The following is a 24,504-nucleotide window of genomic DNA, read 5'->3' as shown; positions in this document are numbered from 1 at the left end:
CAAGCGCGAGCAGCGGCTGCTCGACGAGCTGTCGCAGCGCCTGCCGCGGCAGAATCATCTATAGGTTTCAGGTATTCGCCTTGGCACTTTCTGCGCCAGTGAGATCGAGCACCGCCCGCGCGGCGCTCGATTTCACAGGCGCAGAAAGCTTCAAGGCGAACACCCGCGAAGTGCCGCGCGGGCGGCGCTCGATTTCACAGGCGCAGAAAGCTTCAAGGCGAACACCCGCGAAGCGCCGCGCGGGCGGCGCTCGACCTTGCAGGCGCTGCAAAGCCTATGACGAACACTTGCCACCCCTATTACCGCCTGCTACACCTTTAAAGAGTTGCATCCGCCATCATCGAAGGAATCGCTAGCATGGCTGTCGAGACTGATTTTTCGCAGGACGGGAAAAAGCTGACGATAAAGATCAAGGGGCGCTTCGATTTCGGCAAGCACCAGGAATTTCGTGACGCCTACGAACGTCAGCCCAGCCGGCCCGATTCAGTGGTCGTCGACCTGAAGGACACCACTTACCTCGACAGCTCCGCGCTCGGCATGCTGCTGTTGCTGCGCGATCACGCTGGCGGCGATGAGTCGGATGTGCGCGTGGTACATGCCAGTTCCGATGTCCGCAAGATCCTCGCCATCTCCAATTTCGAAAAACTCTTCGATATCAGTTGAGCGCCGACATGTCGGCCGAACAAGCGTTGACCGTGCTGGTCGCCGAGGACGGTGCCGCCGACCGTCTGCTGCTGGCGCAGATCGTGCGCCGCCAGGGCCATCAGGTATTCACTGCGGAAAACGGCGAGCAGGCGGTGGCGCTGTTCGTCGAGCGGCGCCCGCAACTGGTGTTGCTGGATGCGTTGATGCCGGTGATGGACGGCTTCGAGGCGGCGCGGCAGATCAAGGCCCTGGCCGGCGAGGCGTTGGTGCCGATCATTTTCCTCACCTCGCTGAACCAGGAGGAGGGCTTGGTGCGCTGTCTGGAGGCTGGTGGCGACGACTTCATGGCAAAGCCCTACAGTGCGGTGATCCTCGGCGCCAAGATCCGCGCCATGGACCGCCTGCGCCGGTTGCAAGCCACCGTGCTGGAGCAGCGCGACCAGATTGCCAGGCACCACCATCACTTGCTCAACGAGCAACGAGTGGCCAAGGCGGTGTTCGACAAGGTGGCCCACTCCGGCTGCCTGGCCGCGCCGAACATCCGCTACCTGCAATCGCCCTATGCGCTGTTCAATGGCGACCTGATGCTGGCCGCATTCACCCCGTCCGGCGACATGCGTGTGCTGCTCGGCGATTTCACCGGCCACGGCCTGCCGGCGGCCGTAGGGGCCATGCCGCTGGCCGAAGTGTTCTATGGCATGACCGCCAAGGGCTACGGCATGGCGCAGATCCTGCGCGAGATGAACGCCAAGCTCAAGCGCATCCTGCCAGTGGACATGTTCTGTTGTGCACTGCTGCTCAACCTCAGCATGCAGCGCGGTTCGGTGGAAGTGTGGAATGGTGGCATGCCTGATGGCTATCGTCTGGCAGTGGATGGCCAGGTGCTGTCGGCGTTGAGTTCGCGGCACCTGCCGCTGGGTATTCTGGGCGCCGAGCGTTTCGATGACAGCACCGAGGTATTGCCGTTGGCGCCGGGCGAGCGTGTACTGCTGCTATCGGACGGTGTGCTCGACACCGCCAACGACCAGGAGCGCCTGTTCGGTGTACAACGCCTGCGCAAGGTGCTGGCCGACAATCGTGATCCGGCGCAGCTGTTCGACGAAGTGATGCAGGCCCTGGAGCGCTTTGGCGGGCGGCCGCGCGATGACATCAGCCTGTGCGACATTCGGATGTTCAGTGCCGAGGAGCGGGTGCCGACGCCGATGATCTACTCTGATAGCGGCCGTTCCAGCCCGCTGGACTGGTCACTGGGGTTCGAGGTGCGTGGCGAGAGCCTGAAACGCTTCAACCCGATACCGTACCTGGTGCAGTTTTTGCAAGAGATTCACGGCCTGCGTGCGCGTACCGGCAACCTGCACAGTGTGCTCAGCGAGCTGTATTCCAATGCCCTGGAACATGGCGTGCTGGGCCTGGACTCGCAGCTCAAGCGCGATGTGCAGGGCTTTGCCGACTATTATCAGGAGCGCGCCCGGCGCCTGGGGGTGCTGACCGACGGATACGTACGTATAGATTTCAAGGTTGAACCCTACGCTGACGGCGGGCGTCTGATGATCGAGGTTCGTGATAGCGGTGCCGGGTTTGATGTGCAGCGGGTGCTGTCGCGGCCCTCGCTGGAGCAAGGGCTGAGTGGGCGAGGCCTGAATCTGGTGCGGCGGCTGGCCAGCGGCGCGCGCTGGAGTGAGGGTGGGCGCTGCGCGCATGTGGAGTTCGTCTGGTGAGCCACAGACTGGCTCGGGCATAATCTTGATCAAGGAGCGAACAAGTGACAGACATGCATATTGACCACAAGGTACTCAGTGACCTGCGTGAGGTCATGGAAGATGGCTACCTGCAGTTGGTGCAGACTTTTCTCGACGACTCCGAACGGCGTCTGGGCCAGTTACACGCGGCCAAAAGTGCCGAAGAGCTCGGTTCCGCGGCCCACAGTTTCAAGGGTAGCAGCAGCAACATGGGGGCGGTGGCGTTGGCCAGCCTGTGCCAGCAGCTGGAGGAGCGCGCGCGGCGGCCCCCGCTGTATGGCATCGAGGACCTGATCAACCGTATCGACCTGGAATTCCTCGAGGTGCAGCGCTTCTACCGGGGTGAGCAGCATCGCATTTCGGCGGGCTGATACGCGACTTGGCGCGAGTCTTGCCTGTCTCTGGCTGGATGATTTTTTCGTTTCTGGCGCGGAGACCGCTCGATGCCTGTCGCACCCAACCCATTGATGCAAGCCAACGCCATTGCCAACACCTCGCGTTCGGCCAACGCACAGGCCGACAAGCCGCTGCAAGCGCCGGGCGACAAGGGCGACGGCTTCGGTCAGGTGATGGCCAGGCAGGGTCGCGACAAGGCCGCCGGGCAGGACGACAAGGCCGCCCAGGCCAAGCCCAAGGACAAGCCCGAGGCGGCACAGAGCGGCAAGAAAGACCCTGCCGACAAATCCGCGGTTGCCGATGACGGCAAACAATTGCCAGCCGACGACCGGGCCCCGGTCGACACCGGCTTGCGCGATGCCAGCCTGGTGGCCGGCCAGGTCACCGACGCCCAGCCTGGCGCACAACTGATCCAGGCACAGGCCGAGGCGGTGGCGCCGGTGTTGCAGGCCGCCACCGCGCAGGTCACCGCCGCACTGCCCGAGGAGCCGGCCACCGAGGAAGCCTTCGATCCTGAAGCCGACCCTTTGGCCGGCCTGCCTACCTTGCGCCTGGCGCTGGAGCATAGTGCACAGGCCAAGGGGGTGACCTCGGCACATGCCCTGGACCCTGCGCAAGCTCAGGGTGAGGAGGGGCAGGGGGGCGTCAATACCTTGGCGAGTCTGGTCGAGAGTACTGAGGGTGAAGCGGGCGAGCCTGGCGACAAGGCCTTCGGTGCCTTGCTCGAAGATGGCCTGAAGGACACCAAGAGCGCCAGCAGCGATACGCGCGTCGATGATTTCGCCAACCGCTTGGCCAACCTGACCCAGGCCGCCACGGCCAAGACCGCCAGTGCCGTGCCGGCAAATGCCAACCCATTGCACCAACCGCTGCCGATGAACCAGAACGCCTGGGCAGAGGGCTTGGTCAACCGGGTCATGTACCTGTCCAGCCAGAACCTCAAGTCGGCGGATATCCAGCTGGAGCCTGCAGAACTGGGGCGCCTGGACATTCGCGTCAATGTTGCGACGGACCAGTCGACCCAGGTCACCTTCATCAGTGGCCATGCCGGCGTGCGTGATGCCCTCGACAGCCAGGTGCACCGCTTGCGCGAACTGTTCGCCCAGCAGGGGTTGGCGCAGCCGGATGTCAACGTGGCCGATCAGTCGCGCGGGCAGCAACAGCAGCAGGGGCAGGCGCAGGACAGCAATCTGTCCGGGGTTGCGGCGCGCCGGGCCGAACAGGGTGCGGCCGAGGCGGTCGATAGTGCCCGGCCTGTGGAGCAGCAGGTGGTTGTTGGCGACAGTGCGGTCGATTATTACGCGTAGATCCCGATTGCCTGTACTGGCCTCTTCGCGGGTAAACCCGCTCCCACAAGTACAGTGCAGGTTTCGAAGCCTGTGGAGGTCCTGTGGGAGCGGGTTCACCCGCGAAGAAGCCAGCACAGTTGACCCTGCTGAAATCGCCCCACTGCAAAATCTGGCATAACACTTGCTCAAGCCAAGCCATTCTCCCTTGAACCCCCGATGGACGACGGATTATTGGCATGGCGAAGAGCGAAGCAGTCAAAGACCCCGCCACTAAAGGCAAACTCAAGCTGATCCTGCTGGCAGTAGTGGGCCTATTGCTGGCGATCGGCCTTTCGGTGGGCGCTACCTGGTTCATCATGCACAAGAGCGAGCCGGCCCCGGGCGCCGAACCTGTAGCCAGTAACGTCAAGCCTGCGGCTATCTACGAGGCGTTGGCCCCGGCCTTCGTGGTCAACTTCAACCAGAACGGTCGCCAGCGCTACATGCAGGTCAGCATCACCCTGCAAGCGCGCAACCAGGCCGACCTGGATGCCCTCAAGGTGCACATGCCGGTGATCCGTAACAACCTGGTGATGATGTTCTCCGGGCAAGGTTTCGACACCCTGGCCGGCAGCCCGGTGGGGCAGGAAATGCTGCGCCAGAAGGCCACCGTGGTGGTTCAGGAAGTGGCGCAGAAGGAAGTCGGCAAGCCGGTCGTCGACCAGTTGCTGTTCACCAATTTCGTATTGCAGTAGGAGTCCGCAATGGCCGTACAGGACCTGCTGTCCCAGGATGAAATCGATGCCCTGTTGCATGGCGTCGACGACGGGCTGGTGCAGACCGAGAGTGCATCCGAGCCTGGCAGCATCAAAAGCTACGACCTGACCAGTCAGGACCGTATCGTGCGGGGTCGCATGCCGACCCTGGAAATGATCAACGAGCGCTTCGCCCGTTACACCCGTATCAGCATGTTCAACCTGCTGCGCCGCTCCGCCGATGTGGCAGTGGGTGGCGTACAGGTGATGAAGTTCGGCGAATACGTGCACTCGCTGTACGTGCCGACCAGCCTCAACCTGGTCAAGATCAAGCCGCTGCGCGGCACATCGCTGTTCATCCTCGACGCCAAGCTAGTGTTCAAGCTGGTGGACAACTTCTTCGGCGGCGACGGCCGTCACGCCAAGATCGAGGGCCGCGAGTTCACCCCCACCGAGTTGCGGGTGGTGCGCATGGTGCTGGACCAGTGCTTTGTCGACCTCAAGGAAGCCTGGCAGGCAATCATGCCGGTCACCTTTGAGTACATGAACTCCGAGGTAAACCCGGCCATGGCCAACATTGTTGGCCCTAGCGAGGCGGTAGTGGTGTCCACCTTCCACATCGAGCTGGACGGTGGCGGCGGCGACCTGCACGTGACCATGCCGTACTCGATGATCGAGCCGGTGCGGGAAATGCTCGATGCCGGTTTCCAGTCCGACCTGGATGACCAGGACGAGCGCTGGGTCAAGGCCCTGCGCGAGGACGTGCTTGACGTGGCCGTGCCGCTGAGCGCCACGGTCGCCCGGCGCCAGCTGAAGCTGCGCGACATCCTGCACATGCAGCCTGGCGACGTGATCCCGGTGGAGCTGCCCGAGCACCTGGTGCTGCGCGCCAACGGCGTGCCGTCGTTCAAGGCGCGCCTGGGTTCGCACAAGGGCAACCTGGCGTTGCAGATCATCGACCCGATCGAACGCCGCTGACGGCGTGCCGGTCGCACATAACGAATTGAATGCCTGTCGAGGAAACCATGGCTAACGAAAACGAGATCACCTCCCCAGAGGACCAGGCACTGGCCGATGAGTGGGCTGCGGCACTGGAAGAAACCGGTGCAGCCGGCCAGGCCGACATCGATGCACTGCTGGGTGGTGACACCGGTAGCAGCACCAGCGGCCCGGGCCGCCTGCCGATGGAGGAGTTCGCCAGCTCGCCGAAGCCGAACGAAAACGTCAGCCTCGAAGGCCCTAACCTGGACGTGATCCTGGACATCCCGGTGAGCATTTCCATGGAAGTGGGCAGCACCGAGATCAACATCCGCAACCTGTTGCAGCTTAACCAGGGCTCGGTGATCGAGCTCGACCGCCTGGCTGGCGAGCCGCTCGACGTGCTGGTCAACGGCACGCTGATCGCCCATGGCGAAGTGGTGGTGGTCAACGAGAAGTTCGGCATCCGCCTGACCGACGTGATCAGCCCCAGCGAACGTATCAAGAAGCTGCGCTGAGTGAAGGGCACGATGCGCGCCATCGCGGCGTTCGCCGCGTTGCTCGCCAGCCAGGCCTGCCTGGCCGCGGCCACGCCGACGGCACCCCCGGCAGCAGCGCCTGGCAGTCTCGGCGGGCAACTGGCGCAGATGGTCTTCGGCCTGCTGCTGGTGGTCGGCCTGATCTTCTTCCTGGCCTGGTTGCTGCGGCGCTTGCAGAGCACGGCGGTGAAGGGGGGGCAGGTGATCGAGATCGTCGGCAGCCGGGCCATCGGCCCGCGTGACCGCCTGCTGCTGGTGCAGGTGGGCAAGGAACAGATCCTGATCGGCCATACCCCCGGCAGCATCGAGGCCCTGCATGTGCTGGCCGAACCCGTGGAAGTACCGGAAAGCGCCCGCCAGGCGACGCCGGAGTTTGCCCAGCGGCTGATGGAGCTGATGGGCAAGGACCCTAAGGACAAGAAGTGATGAGCGGCGCGCTGCGTATGTTGTTGATTCTGGTGCTGCTGCTGGCTGCGCCGCTGGCCCTGGCCGCCGACCCGCTGTCGATCCCGGCCATTACCCTGTCCAATACCCCGGACGGGCAGCAGGAGTATTCGGTCAGCCTGCAGATCCTGCTGATCATGACGGCGCTCAGCTTCATTCCGGCGTTCGTCATCCTGATGACCAGCTTCACCCGCATCATCATCGTGTTCTCGATCCTGCGTCAGGCGCTGGGCCTGCAGCAGACGCCGTCGAACCAGTTGCTCACCGGCATGGCGCTGTTCCTGACCATGTTCATCATGGCCCCGGTATTCGACCGGGTGAACCAGGACGCGCTGCAGCCGTACCTGAAGGAGCAGATGACCGCCCAGCAGGCCATCGACAAGGCCCAGGGGCCCCTCAAGGACTTCATGCTGGCGCAAACCCGGCAAAGCGACCTCGACCTGTTCATGCGCCTGTCCAAGCGCACCGACATCGCCGGCCCGGACCAGGTGCCGCTGACGATTCTGGTGCCCGCGTTCGTCACTTCCGAGTTGAAGACCGCGTTCCAGATCGGTTTCATGATCTTCATTCCGTTCCTGATCATCGACATGGTGGTAGCCAGTGTGCTGATGGCCATGGGTATGATGATGCTGTCGCCGCTGATCATCTCGCTGCCGTTCAAGATCATGCTGTTCGTGCTGGTCGATGGCTGGGCGCTGATCATGGGGACCCTGGCCAGTAGTTTCGGCGGCGTCTGACGCCGTCAAGGAGAGCCGCCGATGACCCCTGAAGTAGCTGTCGACCTGTTCCGTGATGCCCTGTGGCTGACTACCCTTATGGTTGCCGTGCTGGTGGTGCCGAGCCTGCTGGTGGGCCTGGTGGTGGCGATGTTCCAGGCTGCCACGCAGATCAACGAACAGACCCTGAGCTTCTTGCCGCGCCTGCTGGTGATGCTGGTCACGCTGATCATCGCCGGGCCGTGGCTGGTGCAGAAGTTCATGGAGTACATCACCAGTCTCTACACCAACATCCCGCAGCTGATCGGTTGACGCGGCGATGCTGGAGTTGACCGACACGCAGATCGGCACCTGGGTCGCCACCTTCATCCTGCCGTTGTTCAGGGTGACTGCAGTGCTGATGACCATGCCTATCTTTGGCACCCGCATGTTGCCGGCGCGGGTGCGTCTGTACGTGGCGGTGGCGATTACCGTGGTGATCGTGCCGGCGCTCCCGCCCCTGCCTGAATTTGACCCGCTCAGCCTGCGGGGTTTGCTGTTGTGCGCCGAGCAGATCATCGTCGGCGCGCTGTTCGGCCTGGCCTTGCAGCTGTTGTTCCAGGTCTTCGTGATTGCCGGGCAGATCGTCGCGGTGCAGATGGGCATGGCCTTCGCTTCGATGGTCGACCCAGCCAACGGTGTCAACGTCACGGTGATCAGCCAGTTCATGACCATGCTGGTGAGCGTGTTGTTCCTGCTGATGAATGGCCACCTGGTGGTGTTCGAGGTACTGACCGAAAGCTTCACCACTTTGCCGGTGGGCAATGCGCTGGTGGTCAACCACTTCTGGGAGCTGGCCGGGCGCCTGGGCTGGGTGTTCGGTGCCGGCCTGCTGCTGATCCTGCCGGCTATCGCAGCGCTGCTGGTGGTCAACATCGCCTTTGGCGTAATGACGCGTGCAGCGCCGCAGTTGAACATTTTCTCCATCGGTTTTCCGCTGACTCTGGTCATGGGCATGTTCATTTTCTGGGTCGGCCTGGCGGATATACTTTCCCATTACCAGGCATTGGCCAGCGAAGCGCTGCAATGGCTGCGTGAACTGGCTAGGACGCGCTGAGCATGGCAGAAAGCGAAAGCGGTCAGGACAAGACAGAGGACCCCACTGATAAGCGCAAGCGCGATGCCCGCGAGAAAGGCGAGATTGCGCGCTCCAAGGAGCTGAACACGGTGGCGGTGACCTTGGCCGGTGCTGGTGGCCTGCTGGCGTTCGGCGGCCACCTGGCCGAGACGCTGCTGGCGATGATGCGTATGAACTTCAGCCTGACCCGCGACTTCATCGTTGACGAGCGGGCCATGGGCGCCTTCCTGCTGGCCTCGGGCAAGATGGCCATCTGGGCGGTGCAGCCGATATTGATCCTGTTGTTCGTGATTTCCTTCGTCGCGCCGATTGCCCTGGGCGGTTTCCTGTTTTCCGGCAGCCTGCTTCAGCCGAAATTCAGCCGCATGAATCCCTTGTCGGGGATCAAGCGCATGTTCTCGCTGAATGCGCTGACCGAGCTGTTAAAGGCACTCGCCAAGTTTTTCGTGATTCTGGTCGTGGCGGTAGTGGTGCTGGTCAATGACCGCCAGGCACTGCTCTCCATCGCCAATGAGCCGTTGGAGCAGGCGATCATCCATAGCCTGCAGGTGGTGGGCTGGAGTGCGTTGTGGATGTCGGCCGGGCTGCTGTTGATCGCGGCGGCGGACGTGCCGTTCCAGTTGTGGCAGACGCACAAAAAGCTGAAGATGACCAAGCAGGAAATCAAGGATGAGTACAAGGACAGCGAAGGCAAGCCCGAGGTCAAGCAGCGTATTCGCCAGCTGCAGCGCGAGGTGTCGCAGCGGCGCATGATGGCGGCCGTGCCCGAAGCGGACGTGATCATCACCAACCCGACGCATTATGCGGTGGCCTTGCAATACGACCCGGACAAGGGCGGTGCGGCGCCGTTGCTGCTGGCCAAGGGTACCGACTTCATGGCCTTGAAGATTCGCGAGATCGGTGTGGAGCACAAGATCCAGATCCTCGAGTCGCCGGCCTTGGCGCGAGCGATCTACTACTCCACCGAGCTCGAGCAGGAAATCCCTGCCGGCCTGTACCTGGCGGTGGCGCAGGTGCTGGCCTATGTATTCCAGGTCCGCCAGTACCGGGCTGGCAAGGGCAAGCGGCCGGAGCCGCTAAAGGACGACCTGCCGATCCCGCCGGACCTGCGCCGCGACAGTTGACCGGTGTTCGCCATGCCATTTCAGCGCCTGTGAGATCGAGCGCCGCCCGCGCGGCGCTTCGCGGGGCAAGCCCGCTCCCACATTTGTTGCAACGTGCCGAACCTGTCAGGCCATGGTTGCCTGCCTTGGTGGGATGACTGGATTTCTGAGTTGGCATTGCTGCCGCATCACCTGTCTCAAGTCCTGCCCCCCGGCTGACAACACCTCTCCCACAGGCATGGCCACGTTGCAGCAAATGTGGGAGCGGGCTTGTCCCGCGAAGCGCCGCGCGGGCGGCGCTCGATTTCACAGGCGCAGAAAGCGTCAAGGCGAACACCCGCGAAGCGCCGCGCGGGCGGCGCTCGATCTCGCCAGGCGAAAAAAACCTCAGGGCGAACACCGTCGAGCAAAGTTGGAAAGCTTCTTGCAAAGCCAGCGCCAGGCGCCCCCTGTGCGTCAAAGTTTTGCATCAAGAGGACTCGCGGTGGATCGCACTCAGTTAATCAGCAACGCCCGTAACAACCTGGCCGGGCTCGGCCGGGGCAACCTGGGTGTGCCGCTGTTGCTGCTGGTGATGTTGGCAATGATGATGTTGCCGATACCGCCGTTCCTGCTCGACGTGTTCTTCACCTTCAACATCGCCCTGTCGATCGTGGTCCTGCTGGTCTGCGTGTATGCCCTGCGCCCGCTCGACTTTGCCGCGTTCCCCACCATCCTGCTGGTGGCCACGCTGTTGCGTCTGGCCCTGAACGTGGCCTCTACCCGGGTGGTCATGCTGCATGGCCAGGAGGGCCACGGTGCTGCCGGCAAGGTGATCCAGGCCTTCGGCGAGGTGGTGATCGGCGGTAACTACGTGGTCGGTGCCGTGGTGTTCGCCATCCTCATGATCATCAACTTCGTGGTGGTGACCAAGGGCGCCGGGCGTATCTCGGAAGTGAGCGCACGTTTCACCCTCGATGCCATGCCCGGCAAGCAGATGGCCATCGACGCCGACCTCAATGCCGGCCTGATCGACCAGGCCCAGGCCAAGCACCGTCGTGCCGAGGTAGCGCAGGAAGCCGAGTTCTACGGTTCGATGGACGGTGCCAGCAAATTCGTCCGCGGTGATGCCATCGCCGGCTTGCTGATCCTTTTCATCAACCTGATTGGCGGCATGCTCATCGGCATGCTGCAGCACGGCATGAGCTTCGGCGATGCCGGCAAGGTGTACGCCCTGCTGACCATCGGTGACGGTTTGGTGGCGCAATTGCCATCACTGTTGCTGTCCACGGCCGCCGCGATCATGGTTACCCGGGCCTCGGGCTCCGAGGACATGGGCAAGCTGATCAACCGGCAGATGTTCGATTCGCCCAAGGCGCTGGCAGTGTCGGGCGCACTGATGATCGTCATGGGTCTGGTGCCGGGCATGCCGCACGTGGCCTTCCTCAGCCTCGGCCTGCTGGCCGGTGGCGGCGCCTACCTGGTATGGAAGAAGCAGCAGAAGGCCAAGGTGCAAGCGCAGCAAGAGGCGCAGCGCCAGCAGGACCTGCTGCCCTCGCCACAGCGTGCGCTGGAAACCAAGGAGCTGGGCTGGGACGACGTCACGCCGATCGACATGATCGGCCTGGAGGTTGGCTACCGGCTGATCCCGCTGGTCGATCGCAACCAGGGTGGCCAGTTGCTGGCGCGGATCAAGGGCGTGCGCAAGAAGCTGTCGCAAGACCTGGGCTTCCTCATGCCCACCGTGCACATCCGCGACAACCTCGACCTGCAGCCCAGCGCCTATCGCCTGACCCTGATGGGGGTGATCCTGGCCGAAGCCGAGATCTACCCGGACCGCGAACTGGCCATCAACCCGGGGCAGGTATTCGGCACCCTCAACGGCATTGCCGCACGCGACCCGGCATTTGGCCTTGAAGCCGTGTGGATCGACGTCGGCCAGCGCGCCCAGGCGCAGTCGCTGGGCTACACCGTGGTCGATGCCAGTACCGTGGTGGCCACCCACCTCAACCAGATCCTGCAGAAGCACTGCCATGAGCTGATCGGCCACGAAGAGGTCCAGCAGCTGCTGCAGGTGCTGGCCAAGGCATCGCCTAAACTTGCAGAAGAGTTGGTGCCGGGTGTCATTTCCTTGTCGGGCCTGCTCAAGGTGCTGCAAGCGCTGTTGTCGGAACAGGTGCCAGTGCGCGATATTCGCAGTATCGCCGAGGCGATTGCGAACAACGCCAGCAAGAGTCAAGATACCGCCGCGTTGGTGGCGGCAGTGCGCGTCGGATTGTGTCGCGCCATCGTGCAAAGCATTGTTGGCGTTGAGTCGGAGCTGCCAGTGATTACCTTGGAGCCAAGGTTGGAACAGATTTTGCTCAATAGTCTGCAAAGGGCTGGGCAAGGTCAGGAAGACGGAGTTCTTCTGGAGCCGAGCATGGCCGAGAAGCTGCAGCGTTCGCTGATCGAGGCGGCCCAGCGCCAGGAAATGCAGGGCCAGCCGGCCATCCTCCTGGTCGCCGGCCCGATCCGTGCCATGCTGTCGCGTTTCGGTCGCCTGGCTGTACCGAATTTGCATGTTCTGGCGTATCAGGAAATACCTGACAACAAGCAAGTCACCATCGTTGCCACCGTGGGCCCTAACGGCTGAGGTAGGGGATAATGCAAGTTAAGCGATTTTTCGCCGCCGATATGCGTCAGGCCATGAAGCTGGTCCGCGATGAGCTGGGTGCCGATGCTGCCATCATCGGCAACCGTCGCATCGCTGGCGGTGTCGAACTGACGGCTGCGCTGGACTACAAGCTGTCCGCCCTGGCCCCGCGTGTGCCCAATGCCGAGCTGGAAGAAGAGCTGCGCAAGACCCATACGCGCATCGCCACTGCCCGGGCCGAGCTGGACCACCGCCAGGACAGCAGCGACAACAACCGCCAATTGTTCGCCGGGCAGTCGCTGACCGCCGCCGAACCGTTGATCGAACCGCACGTCGAGGCCCCCGAGGCCGTTGCTGCAGCCCCTGCGCCGGCACCGGTCGACCCGCGCTTGTTCGATGCCATGCGCTCGGAGCTGTCGGGCCTGCGCGAGCTGCTGGAAGTGCAGCTCGGCTCGCTGGCCTGGAATCAGTTGCAGGGCAGCAAGCCGCAGCAGGCCAACCTCTGGCGCCGGCTGCAGCGCATCGGCCTGTCTGGGCCGATCGCCCGCGAGCTGCTGGAACTGACTGCTGAGATAGATGAGCCACGCCACGCCTGGCGCATGCTGCTGGCGCATCTGGCGCGGATGATCGAAATTCCTGAGGTCGAGCCGATCGAAGAGGGCGGGGTGATCGCCATGGTCGGCCCGGCCGGCATGGGCAAGACCACCACCCTGGCCAAGCTGGCCGCCCGCTACGTACTCAAGTACGGCGCGCAGAACCTGGCGCTGGTGAGCATGGACAGCTTCCGCATCGGCGCCCAGGAGCAGCTCAAGACCCTGGGGCGCATCCTCAACGTGCCGGTGACCTACGTCGACCCGGGCCAGTCGCTGGCCGCGGCGCTGGAGCCGCTGCTGCGCAAGCGCGTGGTGTTGATCGATACCGCCGGCCTGCAGGCCAGCGACCCGGCCCTGCGCATGCAACTGGAAACCCTGGCCGGGCGTGGCATTGCCGCGAAGAACTACCTGGTGCTGGCCACCACCAGCCAGAAGCAGGTGCTGACCGCTGCCTACCACAGCTACAAACGCTGCGGCCTGGCCGGTTGCATCCTGACCAAACTCGATGAAACGGCGAGCCTTGGCGACGTGCTGAGCCTTGCCATCAGTCATGAACTGCCAGTGGCCTACCTGACCGATGGGCCGCGCATTCCTGACGACCTGCACCTGCCTCGGGGGCACCAGTTGGTCACCCGCGCGGTCAATGTGCAGCAGCAGGACGAGCCCAGTGAAGAGGCCATGGCCGACATGTTCGCTGATCTCTATCACAACCCAAGGAGAGCGGGTTGATGATGAAACGTATGCAAGGTAGCTATACCAAGGGGTATGTACAATGCCCCCGCGTGTGGCCTGAGTCCCCGCGAGATAAGGTAAATATCAGACATGGGTAGCATGCATCCCGTACAGGTGATTGCCGTAACCGGCGGCAAAGGTGGCGTCGGCAAGACAAACGTTTCAGTGAACCTGTCCCTGGCGCTGGCCGAGCTTGGTCGCAGGGTCATGCTGCTGGACGCCGACCTCGGTTTGGCCAATGTCGACGTGCTGCTGGGCCTTACCCCCAAGCGGACCCTGGCCGATGTCATCGAAGGGCGCTGCGAGCTGCGCGACGTGATGCTGCAAGGCCCCGGTGGTGTGCGCATCGTGCCGGCGGCCTCGGGTACGCAGAGCATGGTGCACCTGGCCCCGGCCCAGCATGCCGGGCTGATCCAGGCTTTCAGCGAAGTTGGCGACAACCTCGACGTGCTGGTGATCGACACCGCGGCCGGTATCGGGGACTCGGTGGTCAGCTTCGTCCGCGCTGCCCAGGAAGTGCTGCTGGTGGTATGCGACGAACCCACCTCGATTACCGATGCCTACGCCCTGATCAAGCTGCTCAACCGCGACTACGGCATGAACCGTTTCCGTGTCCTGGCCAATATGGCGCAGAGCCCGCAGGAAGGGCGCAACCTGTTCGCCAAGCTGACCAAGGTCACCGACCGTTTCCTCGATGTTGCCCTGCAGTACGTAGGCGCCGTGCCGTATGACGAGTGCGTGCGCAAGGCGGTACAGAAGCAGCGCGCCGTCTACGAAGCTTTCCCACGCTCCAAGTGCGCCCTGGCCTTCAAGGCAATTGCCCAGAAGGTCGACAGCTGGCCGCTGCCGGCGAACCCGCGCGGTCACCTGGAGTTCTTTGTCGAGCGCCTGGTGCAACCCACCAGCGCGGGACCTGTGCTATGAACGCCAGCGGTTTCAAGATGTACAGCCGGGCGTCGAAAGATGCGCAGTACGAGCTGATCGAACGCTACGCCCCGCTGGTCAAGCGCATCGCCTACCACCTGTTGGCGCGGTTGCCGGCCAACGTGCAGGTCGAGGACCTGATCCAGGCCGGCATGATCGGCCTGCTGGAAGTGGCCAACAAGTACGATGCCAGCAAGGGCGCCAGTTTTGAAACCTACGCTGGCATCCGCATTCGCGGGGCCATGCTGGACGAAGTGCGCAAGGGCGACTGGGCGCCGCGTTCGGTGCACCGCAACACGCGCATGGTCAGTGACGCGATACGTGCAGTGGAAGCCAGAACCGGCCGTGACGCTAAAGATCATGAAGTTGCTGCCGAACTCCAATTGAGTCTCGATGATTACTACGGGATCTTGAACGATACCCTGGGCAGCCGCCTGTTCAGCTTCGACGACCTGTTGCAGGACGGCGAGCACGAAGGGCTGCATGAGGATGGCGCCAGTGGTCAGGTCGAGCCTGCGCGTGGCCTGGAGGACGAGCGCTTCCAGGTTGCCCTGACCGAGGCCATCGCCAATCTGCCGGAGCGTGAGCGCCTGGTGCTGGCGCTGTACTACGACGAAGAGCTGAACCTCAAGGAAATCGGTGAGGTGCTGGGTGTCAGCGAGTCGCGGGTCAGCCAGTTGCACAGCCAGTGTGCCGCGCGCCTGCGCAGCCGCCTGGGGGAATGGCGGGCGCGTTGAGTCCGCCGTCGTTGCAGTCGTTTTCCACGTGCGTTTTCCATGTTGCATCGAATTGATTGAATGCGCGCTCGGGGCCGAGCGCGTTTGAGACTGCTTGGAGGTCTACTTGAACAAAGACATGAAAATCCTCATCGTTGACGACTTTTCGACGATGCGGCGGATCATCAAGAACCTGTTGCGTGACCTGGGCTTCACCAACACGGACGAAGCCGATGACGGGATCACGGCGCTGCCGATGCTGGAAAGCGGCCACTACGACTTCCTGGTGACCGACTGGAACATGCCCGGTATGTCCGGCATCGACCTGCTGCGTAAAGTGCGTGCCAGCGACAAGCTGAAAGGTATGCCGGTACTGATGGTGACTGCCGAGGCCAAGCGCGACCAGATCATCGAAGCGGCCCAGGCCGGCGTCAATGGCTACGTGGTCAAGCCGTTCACCGCCCAGGTGCTCAAAGAAAAGATCGAGAAGATCTTCGAACGCGTCAACGGCTGAGTCACGTCAGGGGGCGCGCCATGGATTCATCACAAACGTCTTTGGGCGAGTTCGAATCGACCCTGAAGAAACATGCCCAGGAACTCGTCGAAAGCCTGGAGCAGGGCCGTTTCGGCGAGGCGGTGCAACTGATTCACGAGCTGAACCAGACCCGCGACCGGGGCCTGTACCAGGAAGTCGGCAAGCTGACCCGCGAGCTGCACAGTGCCATCGTCAGTTTCCAGATAGACCCGACCATGCCGCAGGCCGAGGAGGTGTCGCAGATAACCGACGCCACCGAGCGCCTGTCGTACGTGGTCAGGCTCACCGAGGGTGCGGCCAACCGCACCATGGACCTGGTCGAGGAAAGCACCCCGGTGCTCAACGGCCTGGCCAGTGAGGCCAAGGCCCTGAGTGCCGACTGGCAGCGTTTCATGCGCCGCGAAGTGGCCGCGCCGGAGTTCCGTGACCTGGTCAAGCGCGTCGACAGTTTCCTGACGCACAGCGCCGAAGGCAACCGCAAGGTCGCCGGCCACCTCAACGACATTCTGCTGGCCCAGGACTATCAGGACCTGACCGGCCAGGTGATCAAGCGCGTCACCGCCCTGGTCACCGAGGTGGAAAGCAACCTGCTCAAACTGGTGCTGATGGCCAGCCAGGTCGACCGCTTTGCGGGCATCCAGCATGACCACGATCAACTGCGCGCAGAAAAAGATCGAGAAAAACATCCGACTCGGGGTGAAGGTCCGCAGATTCATGCCGATAAGCGTGAAGACGTCGTGTCCGGTCAGGACGATGTCGATGATCTGCTGTCCAGCCTGGGTTTTTAAGGAGCACGTTTGATGAGCTTCGGCGCCGATGAAGAAATCCTCCAGGATTTCCTGGTAGAAGCCGGCGAAATTCTTGAGCAACTGTCCGAGCAACTGGTCGAGCTGGAAAGCCGACCCGACGATGCCGACCTGCTCAATGCGATCTTTCGCGGTTTCCACACTGTAAAAGGAGGCGCCGGCTTCCTTCAGCTGAACGAGCTGGTGGAGTGCTGCCATATCGCCGAGAACGTGTTCGACGTCCTGCGCAAAGGTGAGCGCCGGGTCGACGCGGAACTGATGGATGTGGTGCTCGAGGCACTGGACACGGTCAACAGCATGTTTGGCCAGGTGCGCGAGCGCACCGAAGTGACCGCGGCCACCCCCGAGCTGTTGGCGGCGTTGTCGCGCCTGGCCGAGCCGGGCGGCGCCGAAGCCGTCGAAGCGCCTGCCGCTGCGGCGCCGGAGCCGGTTGTCGAAGGGCCGGTCGAAGAGCAGGACATCACCGACAGTGAGTTCGAACAGCTGCTCGACTCGCTCGATGCGGTCAAGGCACAAGCTGCGGCCGACGAGCAGATGCAGGGTGAGACCGTGAGCGGCGAAGGTGACGAAATCACCGACTCCGAGTTCGAGTCGTTGCTCGACCAACTGCATGGCAAAGGCCAGTTCAGCGCCGGGGTTGCCGCGCAGCCGGTCGCCAGTGCGCCGGAAGCGGCCAGCGACGAAATCACCGACGCCGAATTCGAATCGCTGCTCGACCAGTTGCATGGCAAGGGCACCTTCCAGGCCGATGCCTTGCCTGCCGCCAAGACGCCGGCGCCTGCCGCAACTGACACCAGTGCCGCCGGCGACGAAATCAGCGAACACGAGTTCGAGGCGCTGCTGGACCAGTTGCACGGCAAGGGCAAGTTTGGCGGCGATGTTGCTGCTGTCGCAGCCCCGGCTGCGGGCAAGGCGCAAGCGCCGACTGCGGCCAAGGCCGACAGCCTGCCCGAGGCAAAGCCAGCTGCTGCTGCTGCTGCGCCGGCACCGGCGGCAGCCAGCAAGCCTGCCTCGGCACCACGTGCACCAGCCCCGGCGTCCGACAAGCATGGCGTCAGCGAAGCGGAAACCACCGTGCGGGTCGACACCGCGCGCCTGGACGAGATCATGAACATGGTCGGCGAACTGGTGCTGGTGCGTAACCGCCTGGTGCGCCTGGGCCTGAACAGCGGTGACGAGGCCATGTCCAAGGCCGTGTCCAACCTCGACGTGGTCACCGCCGACCTGCAGACCGCGGTGATGAAAACCCGCATGCAGCCGATCAAGAAAGTCTTCGGCCGCTTCCCGCGGCTGGTACGCGACCTGGCCCGTCAGCTCAAGAAGGAAATCAACCTGGAGCTGGTCGGTGAAGAGACCGACCTCGACAAGAACCTGGTCGAGGCCCTGGCCGACCCGTTGGTGCACCTGGTGCGCAACGCTGTCGACCATGGCGTGGAAATGCCCGATGAGCGCGAAGCTTCCGGCAAGGCACGCACCGGCCGCGTGGTGCTGTCGGCCGAACAGGAAGGCGACCACATCCTGCTGTCGATCTCTGACGACGGCAAGGGCATGGACCCCAACATCCTGCGCGCCAAGGCCGTGGAAAAGGGCCTGATGGACAAGGACGCCGCCGATCGCCTGAGCGAGTCGGACTGCTACAACCTGATCTTCGCCCCGGGCTTCTCGACCAAGACCGAGATTTCCGACGTGTCCGGCCGCGGCGTGGGCATGGACGTGGTGAAGACCAAGATTTCCCAGCTCAACGGCTCGATCAACATCTTCTCGGCCAAGGGCCAGGGTTCGAAGATCGTCATCAAGGTCCCGCTGACCTTGGCGATCATGCCCACCCTGATGGTGATGCTGGGCAACCAGGCGTTCGCCTTCCCGCTGGTCAACGTCAACGAGATTTTCCACCTCGACCTGTCGCGCACCAACGTGGTCGACGGCCAGGAAGTGGTGATCGTGCGCGACAAGGCACTGCCACTGTTCTATCTCAAGCGCTGGCTGGTTCAGGGCCAGGTGCACGAAGAGCAGCACGAGGGCCATGTGGTAATCCTGTCGGTCGGCACCCAACGCATCGGCTTTGTCGTCGATCAACTGGTTGGCCAGGAAGAAGTGGTAATCAAGCCGCTGGGCAAGATGCTGCAGGGCACCCCGGGCATGTCCGGGGCCACCATCACCGGCGACGGTCGCATCGCGTTGATTCTCGACGTCCCGAGCATGCTCAAGCGTTACGCCGCGCGGCGTATTTGATTTCGGTGGCGCACCCTGGCGGGTTGCGCCGCCTAATGGAGTGTTTATGGCAGTCAAGGTCCTGGTGGTGGATGATTCCGGTTTCTTCCGCCGCCGCGTCTCGGAAATCCTCTCGGCGGATCCGACGATCCAGGTAGTGGGTACCGCGACCAACGGCAAGGAAGCAATCGACCAGGCGCTGGCGCTCAAGCCCGATGTCATCACCATGGACTACGAAATGCCCATGATGGATGGCATCACCGCGGTGCGGCACATCATGCAGCGCTGCCCGACGCCGGTGTTGATGTTCTCGTCGCTGACCCATGAAGGCGCCCGTGTCACCCTCGATGCGCTGGATGCCGGCGCGGTGGATTACCTGCCGAAGAACTTCGAGGACATCTCGCGCAACCCCGAAAAGGTCAAGCAGCTGCTGTGCGAGAAGGTGCATACCATTTCCCGCAGCAACCGCCGTTTTGGCAGCTACGCGAGCCATGCGCCGGTCGCCGCGCCTGCGCCAGCAAGCAGCAGCCACGTACCTGCCAGCAGCCTTACCAGCCCGACAGCGGCGCGCACGCCTGTGCCTGCCCGTACAACGGCCCCGGCAGTGGCGCCAGCGCACTCGCCGGCACCCAAGCGCAAGCCTTACAAGCTGGTGGCCATTGGCACCTCCACAGGCGGCCCTGTCGCCCTGCAGCGGGTGCTGACCCAACTGCCGGCCAACTTCCCGGCGCCGATCGTGCTGATCCAGCACATGCCAGCGGCGTTTACCAAGGCCTTTGCCGAACGCCTGGACAAGCTGTGCCGCATCAGCGTCAAGGAAGCCGAGGACGGCGACATGCTGCGCCCGGGCCTGGCCCTGCTGGCTCCCGGCGGCAAGCAGATGATGATCGACGGCCGTGGCACGGTGAAGATCCTGCCTGGTGACGAGCGCCTGAACTACAAACCATGCGTGGATATCACCTTCGCCTCGGCGGCCAAGTCGTATGGCGACAAGGTGCTGTCGGTGGTGCTTACCGGCATGGGCGCCGATGGTCGCGAAGGTGCGCGCCTGCTCAAGCAGGGCGGCAGCACGGTGTGGGCCCAGGATGAAGCCAGCTGTGTGATCTATGGCATGCCCATGGCCATCGTCAAGGCCAACCTGGCCGACGCGATATACAGCCTGGACGAAATCGGCAAGCACTTGGTGGAGGCGTGCGTCTGATGGACGTGCTCAGCCTGATTGGCCTGATCCTCGCCTTTGTCGCCATTGTCGGTGGCAACTTCCTCGAAGGCGGCCATGTCGGTGCCCTGATCAATGGCCCGGCGGCACTGATCGTGCTGGGTGGCACCCTGGCTGCGGCCTTGCTGCAGTCGCCACTGTCGTCGTTCAAGCGTGCGATGCAGATTCTGCGCTGGATCCTGTTTCCGCCACGGGTCGACCTGGCGGGCGGGGTCGATCGCGTCGTCAACTGGAGCCTGACCGCGCGCAAGGAAGGCCTGCTGGGTCTGGAAGGGGTGGCCGACAGCGAGTCTGACCCGTATGCGCGCAAGGGCCTGCAGCTGCTGGTGGATGGCGCCGAGCCGGAGGCCATCCGCAGTATCCTCGAAGTCGATTTCCTGACCCAGGAAAGCCGTGATATCCAGGCCGCCAAGGTGTTCGAGAGCATGGGTGGCTACGCACCCACCATCGGCATCATCGGTGCGGTGATGGGCCTGATCCATGTGATGGGCAACCTGGCCGACCCGTCGCAGCTGGGCAACGGTATTGCCGTGGCCTTTGTCGCGACCATCTACGGCGTCGCCAGTGCAAACCTGGTGCTGCTGCCAATCGCCAACAAGCTCAAGGCCATCGTCATGCGCCAGTCGCGCTACCGCGAGATGCTGCTCGAGGGCCTGCTGTCGATTGCCGAGGGTGAGAACCCGCGCTCGATCGAGCTGAAGCTGCAAGGCTTCATGGAGTAACTCATGCGTCGCCGTCGTCATACCGAGGAACACGAAAACCACGAACGCTGGCTGGTGTCGTATGCCGACTTCATCACCTTGCTATTCGCTTTTTTCGTGGTGATGTACTCGATTTCCTCGATCAACGAGGGCAAGTACAAGGTCATTTCCCAGGCCTTGCTCGGGGTGTTCAACGACCCCGAGCGCAGCATGAAGCCGATTCCGATCGGCGAAGAGCGGCCGCTGAGCGTGCGCCCGGCCGAGCCGTTGGTGAAGGACAGCGAGCAGACCGAGGCGGGCCTGGGGGCGACCAGTGTCGACCCGCTGAAAACCATCAGCGATGACGTGCGCGATGCCTTTGGCGACCTGATCAACAGTGACCAGATGACTGTGCGTGGCAATGAACTGTGGATCGAGATCGAGCTCAATTCCTCGTTGCTGTTCGACAGCGGCGATGCCATGCCCAGCGACAAGGCATTTGCCATCATCGAGAAGGTGGCCGGCATCCTCAAGCCGTTTGCCAACCCGGTGCACGTCGAAGGCTTTACCGATAACCTGCCGATCCGCACCGCGCAGTACCCGACCAACTGGGAACTTTCGTCGGCGCGGGCGGCGAGCATCGTGCGCCTGCTGGCCATGGAAGGGGTCAACCCCGCACGCATGGCCTCGGTCGGCTATGGCGAGTACCAGCCGGTGGCGAGCAACGACACGGCCGAAGGCCGGGCGCGCAACCGCCGCGTGGTGCTGGTGATTTCGCGCAACCTCGAAGTGCGCCGCAGCCTGACTGGTTCGGGCAGTGCCAATGCCACGCCGGATGCCGCATTGCGTCGGGCTGGCACACAAAGTGCACCGGCAAAGCCAGCAGCGGTGGCGGGGCAGTGATCCGTCAATTCCCCGACGTTGCCAAGAGCACAAGTAGTTGAATGTAGCGCGGTCCCCTGTGGGAGCCGCGAAGAAGGCGATACGGTGCATGGCACCGGCTGCGCCGGTGTTCGCGGGTAAACCCGCTCCCACACTGATCGCACGAGCTTTCAGATGTTCAGCAAGACAGTTGCCCCAGCAGTGTCCCTGCCAAATCAATAGATAGAGTTTGCTTGATGAGAGTCTGGGCAGTAGCCAATCAAAAAGGTGGCGTCGGCAAGACCACCACTACCATCGCCCTGGCCGGCCTGCTGGCCGAGGCCGGCAAGCGCGTGGTCGTTGTCGACCTCGACCCGCATGGCTCGATGACCAGCTATTTCGGGCACAATCCGGATTCCCTGGAGCACAGCTGCTACGACCTGTTCCTGCATAAGGGCGTGGTGCCTGAAGGCCTGCCCGGGCAATTGTTGCTGCCGACCAGTGACGAACGCATCTCGCTGTTGCCGTCGAGCACTGCGCTGGCGGTGCTGGAGCGTCAGTCCCCGGGGCAGAACGGTCTGGGCCTGGTGATCGCCAAGAGTCTGGCGCAGCTGTGGCAGGATTTCGACTATGCCCTGATCGACAGCCCACCCTTGCTCGGTGTGCTTATGGTCAATGCCCTTGCAGCCAGCCAGCAGCTGGTGATTCCGGTGCAAACCGAATTTCTCGCGGTCAAGGGGCTGGAGCGCATGGTCGGGACCTTGGCCATGGTCAACCGCTCGCGCAAGCAGGCGCTGCCATACCAGATCGTGCCGACCCTGTTCGACCGCCGTACCCAGGCCTCGCTCGGCACGCTCAAGCTGCTGCGTGACACTTATGGCCAGCATGTGTGGCAGGGCTATATACCGGTGGATACGCGCCTGCGCGATGCCAGCCGCAAGGGCGTCACGCCCTCGCAGTTCGACAGCAAGAGCCGCGGGCTGATTGCCTATCGGGCGTTGCTCAAGCACCTGCTGACCTACAAGACTGCGGCGCAGGTGGCTTGATGACCCAGACCCGGCAAACCAGCACCCGGCCACAGATGGCCCTGCAATCGTACCTCGACGGCCTGCTGCAGGAGGCTACCGAAGCCGAAGACCTGTTCGAGGCACCGGCAGCGGCGGACGAGTTCGCCGAAGCGGTGCGCGAAGAGCAGGCGCGTGATGCCTCGCAGCAGGCCAGGCCGGCACCAGCCGAAGCAGCCGCCAGCCCCGGACCGCGGCCATTCGCCGAGCCCAGGCTGGCGGTGCTGCCCCGCGTGATGCCGGTGGAAACACCGGTGGTGACGGTGGTCGAGCGCGAGGTAGTGGCCGAGGCCAGCATCCCGGTTCTGGTCGAACAGCAGACCGTGGAGCCTGCGGTACCGCTGGTGGATGTGCACCTGCCTGCACCCAACCTGCCCGTGCCCCCGGCCATCGTCGATGGTCGCCCGGCCTGGGCCGCCGAGCCGTTCGAATGCCTACTGTTCGATGTGGCCGGTCTGACCTTGGCGGTGCCACTGGTGTGCCTGGGCTCGATCTACACCCTGGCCGGTCAGGAACTGACACCGCTGTTCGGCCAGCCCGACTGGTTCCTGGGCATCCTGACCTGCCAGGCCGGCAACCTGAAGGTGCTGGACACTGCACGTTGGGTGATGCCCGACCGCTACCGAGATGATTTTCGCCAGGGCCTGCAATACGTGATTTCTGTGCAGGGTTTCGAATGGGGGCTGGCCGTGCACCAGGTCAGCCGCTCGCTGCGTCTGGACCCGTCCGAGATCAAGTGGCGCAGCCAGCGTGGTCAGCGCCCGTGGCTGGCCGGCACGGTGATTGAACACATGTGTGCACTGCTCGACGTCGCCGCACTGGCCGAGCTGATCGCCAGTGGCGCGGTCAGGCAGATGCACGCCAAACATAAATGACACCGAACACACCGCCGATGGCGGATATTGAGGGTAGGGGAATGAAAAAGTCGTCTGCACAAGGTTCCGAAGATCCGATCCTGCAGTGGGTTACCTTCCGTCTGGACAATGAGTCCTACGGCATCAATGTGATGCAGGTGCAGGAAGTGTTGCGCTACACCGAGATCGCCCCGGTGCCGGGTGCGCCAAGCTACGTGCTGGGCATCATCAACCTGCGCGGCAACGTGGTGACCGTGATCGACACCCGCCAGCGCTTTGGCCTGATGCCGACCGAAGTCACCGACAACACCCGTATCGTCATCATCGAGGCCGACAAGCAGGTGGTCGGTATCCTGGTCGACAGCGTGGCCGAGGTGGTGTACCTGCGCCAGTCCGAGATCGAGACCGCGCCGAACGTGGGTAACGAAGAGTCGGCCAAGTTCATCCAGGGCGTGTGCAACAAGAACGGCGAGCTGCTGATCCTGGTCGAGCTGGACAAGATGATGACCGAGGAAGAATGGTCCGAGCTGGAGAACATCTGAGTTGATCCTAGAGGTTGCTGTCATCTTCCTGGCGCTGGTCTGGGCGTTGAGCCTGTGGTTTTTCCTGAACTACAGCAAGCGCCAGCGCGAGCTGGCTGCGCAGCAGGCAGAGGGTGATGCGCTGCGTGACCAGCGCATCAAGGACCTGGCCAAGCGCCTGGACGACTACCAGAACGGTACCGTGCGCATGGGCGAGGCGTTGCATGACCTGCGCGTGGCGGTTGCCCCGCTGCCCGACAAGATCCAGCAGCTGGAGCAACGCGACCCGCACAACGTCACCTTCACCCAGGCGGCCAAGCTCGTGGGCATGGGTGCCAGCGTGGCCGAGCTGACCGAAAGCTGTGGCCTCACCCAGGCCGAGGCTGAGCTGATGAGCAAGCTGCATCGCGGCAACTGATTGCCCTGAGCATTGGGTGGCCACCTGGTGCAGCGGCCGCGCAAGCTCGCTCGGCA

Annotated in this window: 26 protein-coding genes; all 26 read left to right on the top strand. The window is 63.3% G+C overall.

The window, feature by feature from the left end; genetic code table 11:
• Window positions 1–357 precede the first annotated feature (357 nt).
• The 26 genes from CAY82_RS23410 to CAY82_RS23285 all read left to right on the top strand — a co-directional run bounded on the left by CAY82_RS23410 (window position 358) and on the right by CAY82_RS23285 (window position 24,448).
• Window positions 358–663 (top strand): STAS domain-containing protein, encoded by a 306-nt coding sequence (locus tag CAY82_RS23410; RefSeq protein ID WP_013973600.1) that lies wholly within the window; start codon window positions 358–360, stop codon window positions 661–663.
• 8 nt (window positions 664–671) lie between these two features.
• Complete coding sequence (locus CAY82_RS23405; protein ID WP_087503271.1) at window positions 672–2,363, top strand: fused response regulator/phosphatase; 1,692 nt, start codon at window positions 672–674, stop codon at window positions 2,361–2,363.
• A gap of 44 nt (window positions 2,364–2,407) precedes the next feature.
• Window positions 2,408–2,755: an Hpt domain-containing protein gene (locus tag CAY82_RS23400; RefSeq protein WP_087503270.1), complete on the top strand. Its 348-nt coding sequence runs from the start codon at window positions 2,408–2,410 to the stop codon at window positions 2,753–2,755.
• Between the two features lie 72 nt (window positions 2,756–2,827).
• The gene (locus CAY82_RS23395; RefSeq protein ID WP_087503269.1) at window positions 2,828–4,087 is read left to right on the top strand and encodes a flagellar hook-length control protein FliK; all 1,260 of its coding nucleotides are present in this window, start codon (window positions 2,828–2,830) and stop codon (window positions 4,085–4,087) included.
• 218 nt (window positions 4,088–4,305) lie between these two features.
• Window positions 4,306–4,803 (top strand): flagellar basal body-associated protein FliL, encoded by a 498-nt coding sequence (fliL, locus tag CAY82_RS23390; RefSeq protein ID WP_087503268.1) that lies wholly within the window; start codon window positions 4,306–4,308, stop codon window positions 4,801–4,803.
• A 9-nt stretch (window positions 4,804–4,812) separates the two neighbouring features.
• Window positions 4,813–5,781, top strand: a complete 969-nt coding sequence (gene fliM / locus CAY82_RS23385; protein WP_087503267.1) for a flagellar motor switch protein FliM — start codon at window positions 4,813–4,815, stop codon at window positions 5,779–5,781.
• Window positions 5,782–5,828: 47 nt separating this feature from the next.
• The gene (gene fliN, locus CAY82_RS23380; protein ID WP_087503274.1) at window positions 5,829–6,299 is read left to right on the top strand and encodes a flagellar motor switch protein FliN; all 471 of its coding nucleotides are present in this window, start codon (window positions 5,829–5,831) and stop codon (window positions 6,297–6,299) included.
• A gap of 12 nt (window positions 6,300–6,311) precedes the next feature.
• Window positions 6,312–6,746, top strand: coding sequence for a flagellar biosynthetic protein FliO (gene fliO, locus CAY82_RS23375; protein WP_170931122.1), 435 nt, complete (start codon window positions 6,312–6,314; stop codon window positions 6,744–6,746).
• Window positions 6,746–7,501 carry a flagellar type III secretion system pore protein FliP gene (fliP, locus tag CAY82_RS23370; RefSeq protein WP_087503265.1) on the top strand — a complete coding sequence of 252 codons (756 nt, stop codon included), beginning with the start codon at window positions 6,746–6,748 and terminating at the stop codon, window positions 7,499–7,501. The genes fliO and fliP overlap by 1 nt, the downstream gene beginning before the upstream one ends.
• Before the next feature lie 21 nt (window positions 7,502–7,522).
• Complete coding sequence (gene fliQ / locus CAY82_RS23365) at window positions 7,523–7,792, top strand: flagellar biosynthesis protein FliQ (protein ID WP_013973591.1); 270 nt, start codon at window positions 7,523–7,525, stop codon at window positions 7,790–7,792.
• Window positions 7,793–7,799: 7 nt separating this feature from the next.
• Complete coding sequence (gene fliR, locus CAY82_RS23360; protein ID WP_087503264.1) at window positions 7,800–8,576, top strand: flagellar biosynthetic protein FliR; 777 nt, start codon at window positions 7,800–7,802, stop codon at window positions 8,574–8,576.
• A gap of 2 nt (window positions 8,577–8,578) precedes the next feature.
• Window positions 8,579–9,721 carry a flagellar biosynthesis protein FlhB gene (gene flhB, locus CAY82_RS23355; RefSeq protein ID WP_087503263.1) on the top strand — a complete coding sequence of 381 codons (1,143 nt, stop codon included), beginning with the start codon at window positions 8,579–8,581 and terminating at the stop codon, window positions 9,719–9,721.
• Between the two features lie 463 nt (window positions 9,722–10,184).
• Window positions 10,185–12,314, top strand: coding sequence for a flagellar biosynthesis protein FlhA (gene flhA / locus CAY82_RS23350; protein WP_087503262.1), 2,130 nt, complete (start codon window positions 10,185–10,187; stop codon window positions 12,312–12,314).
• An 11-nt stretch (window positions 12,315–12,325) separates the two neighbouring features.
• Window positions 12,326–13,636 carry a flagellar biosynthesis protein FlhF gene (gene flhF / locus CAY82_RS23345; protein ID WP_087503261.1) on the top strand — a complete coding sequence of 437 codons (1,311 nt, stop codon included), beginning with the start codon at window positions 12,326–12,328 and terminating at the stop codon, window positions 13,634–13,636.
• An 84-nt stretch (window positions 13,637–13,720) separates the two neighbouring features.
• Window positions 13,721–14,563 (top strand): flagellar synthesis regulator FleN, encoded by an 843-nt coding sequence (gene fleN / locus CAY82_RS23340; RefSeq protein ID WP_170931121.1) that lies wholly within the window; start codon window positions 13,721–13,723, stop codon window positions 14,561–14,563.
• Window positions 14,560–15,300, top strand: coding sequence for an RNA polymerase sigma factor FliA (gene fliA / locus CAY82_RS23335; RefSeq protein ID WP_087503260.1), 741 nt, complete (start codon window positions 14,560–14,562; stop codon window positions 15,298–15,300). Before fleN ends, fliA begins: the two co-directional genes overlap by 4 nt.
• A 118-nt stretch (window positions 15,301–15,418) precedes the next feature.
• On the top strand, window positions 15,419–15,793 hold the full coding sequence (locus tag CAY82_RS23330) for a chemotaxis response regulator CheY (protein ID WP_170931119.1): 375 nt from the start codon (window positions 15,419–15,421) through the stop codon (window positions 15,791–15,793).
• A 20-nt stretch (window positions 15,794–15,813) separates the two neighbouring features.
• Entirely contained in the window at window positions 15,814–16,602 is a 789-nt protein-coding gene (locus tag CAY82_RS23325) for a protein phosphatase CheZ (protein WP_087503258.1), read from the top strand.
• Window positions 16,603–16,614: 12 nt separating this feature from the next.
• The gene (locus tag CAY82_RS23320) at window positions 16,615–18,852 is read left to right on the top strand and encodes a chemotaxis protein CheA (RefSeq protein ID WP_087503257.1); all 2,238 of its coding nucleotides are present in this window, start codon (window positions 16,615–16,617) and stop codon (window positions 18,850–18,852) included.
• Between the two features lie 46 nt (window positions 18,853–18,898).
• Entirely contained in the window at window positions 18,899–20,032 is a 1,134-nt protein-coding gene (locus CAY82_RS23315) for a chemotaxis response regulator protein-glutamate methylesterase (protein WP_087503256.1), read from the top strand.
• The gene (locus tag CAY82_RS23310) at window positions 20,032–20,772 is read left to right on the top strand and encodes a flagellar motor protein (RefSeq protein WP_087503255.1); all 741 of its coding nucleotides are present in this window, start codon (window positions 20,032–20,034) and stop codon (window positions 20,770–20,772) included. Before CAY82_RS23315 ends, CAY82_RS23310 begins: the two co-directional genes overlap by 1 nt.
• Before the next feature lie 3 nt (window positions 20,773–20,775).
• Complete coding sequence (gene motD / locus CAY82_RS23305; protein ID WP_087503254.1) at window positions 20,776–21,633, top strand: flagellar motor protein MotD; 858 nt, start codon at window positions 20,776–20,778, stop codon at window positions 21,631–21,633.
• A gap of 215 nt (window positions 21,634–21,848) precedes the next feature.
• Window positions 21,849–22,637, top strand: a complete 789-nt coding sequence (locus tag CAY82_RS23300) for a ParA family protein (RefSeq protein WP_087503253.1) — start codon at window positions 21,849–21,851, stop codon at window positions 22,635–22,637.
• Entirely contained in the window at window positions 22,637–23,530 is an 894-nt protein-coding gene (locus CAY82_RS23295) for a CheW domain-containing protein (protein WP_087503252.1), read from the top strand. The genes CAY82_RS23300 and CAY82_RS23295 overlap by 1 nt, the downstream gene beginning before the upstream one ends.
• 41 nt (window positions 23,531–23,571) lie before the next feature.
• Window positions 23,572–24,051 (top strand): chemotaxis protein CheW, encoded by a 480-nt coding sequence (locus CAY82_RS23290; RefSeq protein WP_003254393.1) that lies wholly within the window; start codon window positions 23,572–23,574, stop codon window positions 24,049–24,051.
• Window position 24,052: 1 nt separating this feature from the next.
• Entirely contained in the window at window positions 24,053–24,448 is a 396-nt protein-coding gene (locus CAY82_RS23285) for a DUF2802 domain-containing protein (RefSeq protein ID WP_087503251.1), read from the top strand.
• Window positions 24,449–24,504: the final 56 nt, after the last annotated feature.

The sequence above is a fragment of the Pseudomonas sp. SID14000 genome, assembly GCF_002165135.1.
Classification (GTDB): domain Bacteria; phylum Pseudomonadota; class Gammaproteobacteria; order Pseudomonadales; family Pseudomonadaceae; genus Aquipseudomonas.
Note: the sequence above shows the minus strand (reverse complement) of the source record. Positions and strands in the feature narration are given on the sequence as shown.

Bases quoted from the DNA above. Each gene is read 5' to 3' on its own strand.
- CAY82_RS23410 (WP_013973600.1), top strand. From the start codon at position 358: ATGGCTGTCGAGACTGATTTTTCGCAGGACGGGAAAAAGCTGACGATA.
- flhF (WP_087503261.1), top strand. From the start codon at position 12,326: ATGCAAGTTAAGCGATTTTTCGCCGCCGATATGCGTCAGGCCATGAAG.
- flhB (WP_087503263.1), top strand. From the start codon at position 8,579: ATGGCAGAAAGCGAAAGCGGTCAGGACAAGACAGAGGACCCCACTGAT.
- CAY82_RS23405 (WP_087503271.1), top strand. From the start codon at position 672: ATGTCGGCCGAACAAGCGTTGACCGTGCTGGTCGCCGAGGACGGTGCC.
- CAY82_RS23295 (WP_087503252.1), top strand. From the start codon at position 22,637: ATGACCCAGACCCGGCAAACCAGCACCCGGCCACAGATGGCCCTGCAA.
- fliL (WP_087503268.1), top strand. From the start codon at position 4,306: ATGGCGAAGAGCGAAGCAGTCAAAGACCCCGCCACTAAAGGCAAACTC.
- CAY82_RS23320 (WP_087503257.1), top strand. From the start codon at position 16,615: ATGAGCTTCGGCGCCGATGAAGAAATCCTCCAGGATTTCCTGGTAGAA.
- CAY82_RS23290 (WP_003254393.1), top strand. From the start codon at position 23,572: ATGAAAAAGTCGTCTGCACAAGGTTCCGAAGATCCGATCCTGCAGTGG.
- fliQ (WP_013973591.1), top strand. From the start codon at position 7,523: ATGACCCCTGAAGTAGCTGTCGACCTGTTCCGTGATGCCCTGTGGCTG.
- fliN (WP_087503274.1), top strand. From the start codon at position 5,829: ATGGCTAACGAAAACGAGATCACCTCCCCAGAGGACCAGGCACTGGCC.
- CAY82_RS23330 (WP_170931119.1), top strand. From the start codon at position 15,419: ATGAAAATCCTCATCGTTGACGACTTTTCGACGATGCGGCGGATCATC.
- fliM (WP_087503267.1), top strand. From the start codon at position 4,813: ATGGCCGTACAGGACCTGCTGTCCCAGGATGAAATCGATGCCCTGTTG.
- CAY82_RS23315 (WP_087503256.1), top strand. From the start codon at position 18,899: ATGGCAGTCAAGGTCCTGGTGGTGGATGATTCCGGTTTCTTCCGCCGC.
- fliP (WP_087503265.1), top strand. From the start codon at position 6,746: ATGAGCGGCGCGCTGCGTATGTTGTTGATTCTGGTGCTGCTGCTGGCT.
- CAY82_RS23300 (WP_087503253.1), top strand. From the start codon at position 21,849: ATGAGAGTCTGGGCAGTAGCCAATCAAAAAGGTGGCGTCGGCAAGACC.
- CAY82_RS23395 (WP_087503269.1), top strand. From the start codon at position 2,828: ATGCCTGTCGCACCCAACCCATTGATGCAAGCCAACGCCATTGCCAAC.
- fliO (WP_170931122.1), top strand. From the start codon at position 6,312: ATGCGCGCCATCGCGGCGTTCGCCGCGTTGCTCGCCAGCCAGGCCTGC.
- fliA (WP_087503260.1), top strand. From the start codon at position 14,560: ATGAACGCCAGCGGTTTCAAGATGTACAGCCGGGCGTCGAAAGATGCG.
- motD (WP_087503254.1), top strand. From the start codon at position 20,776: ATGCGTCGCCGTCGTCATACCGAGGAACACGAAAACCACGAACGCTGG.
- fliR (WP_087503264.1), top strand. From the start codon at position 7,800: ATGCTGGAGTTGACCGACACGCAGATCGGCACCTGGGTCGCCACCTTC.
- CAY82_RS23325 (WP_087503258.1), top strand. From the start codon at position 15,814: ATGGATTCATCACAAACGTCTTTGGGCGAGTTCGAATCGACCCTGAAG.
- CAY82_RS23310 (WP_087503255.1), top strand. From the start codon at position 20,032: ATGGACGTGCTCAGCCTGATTGGCCTGATCCTCGCCTTTGTCGCCATT.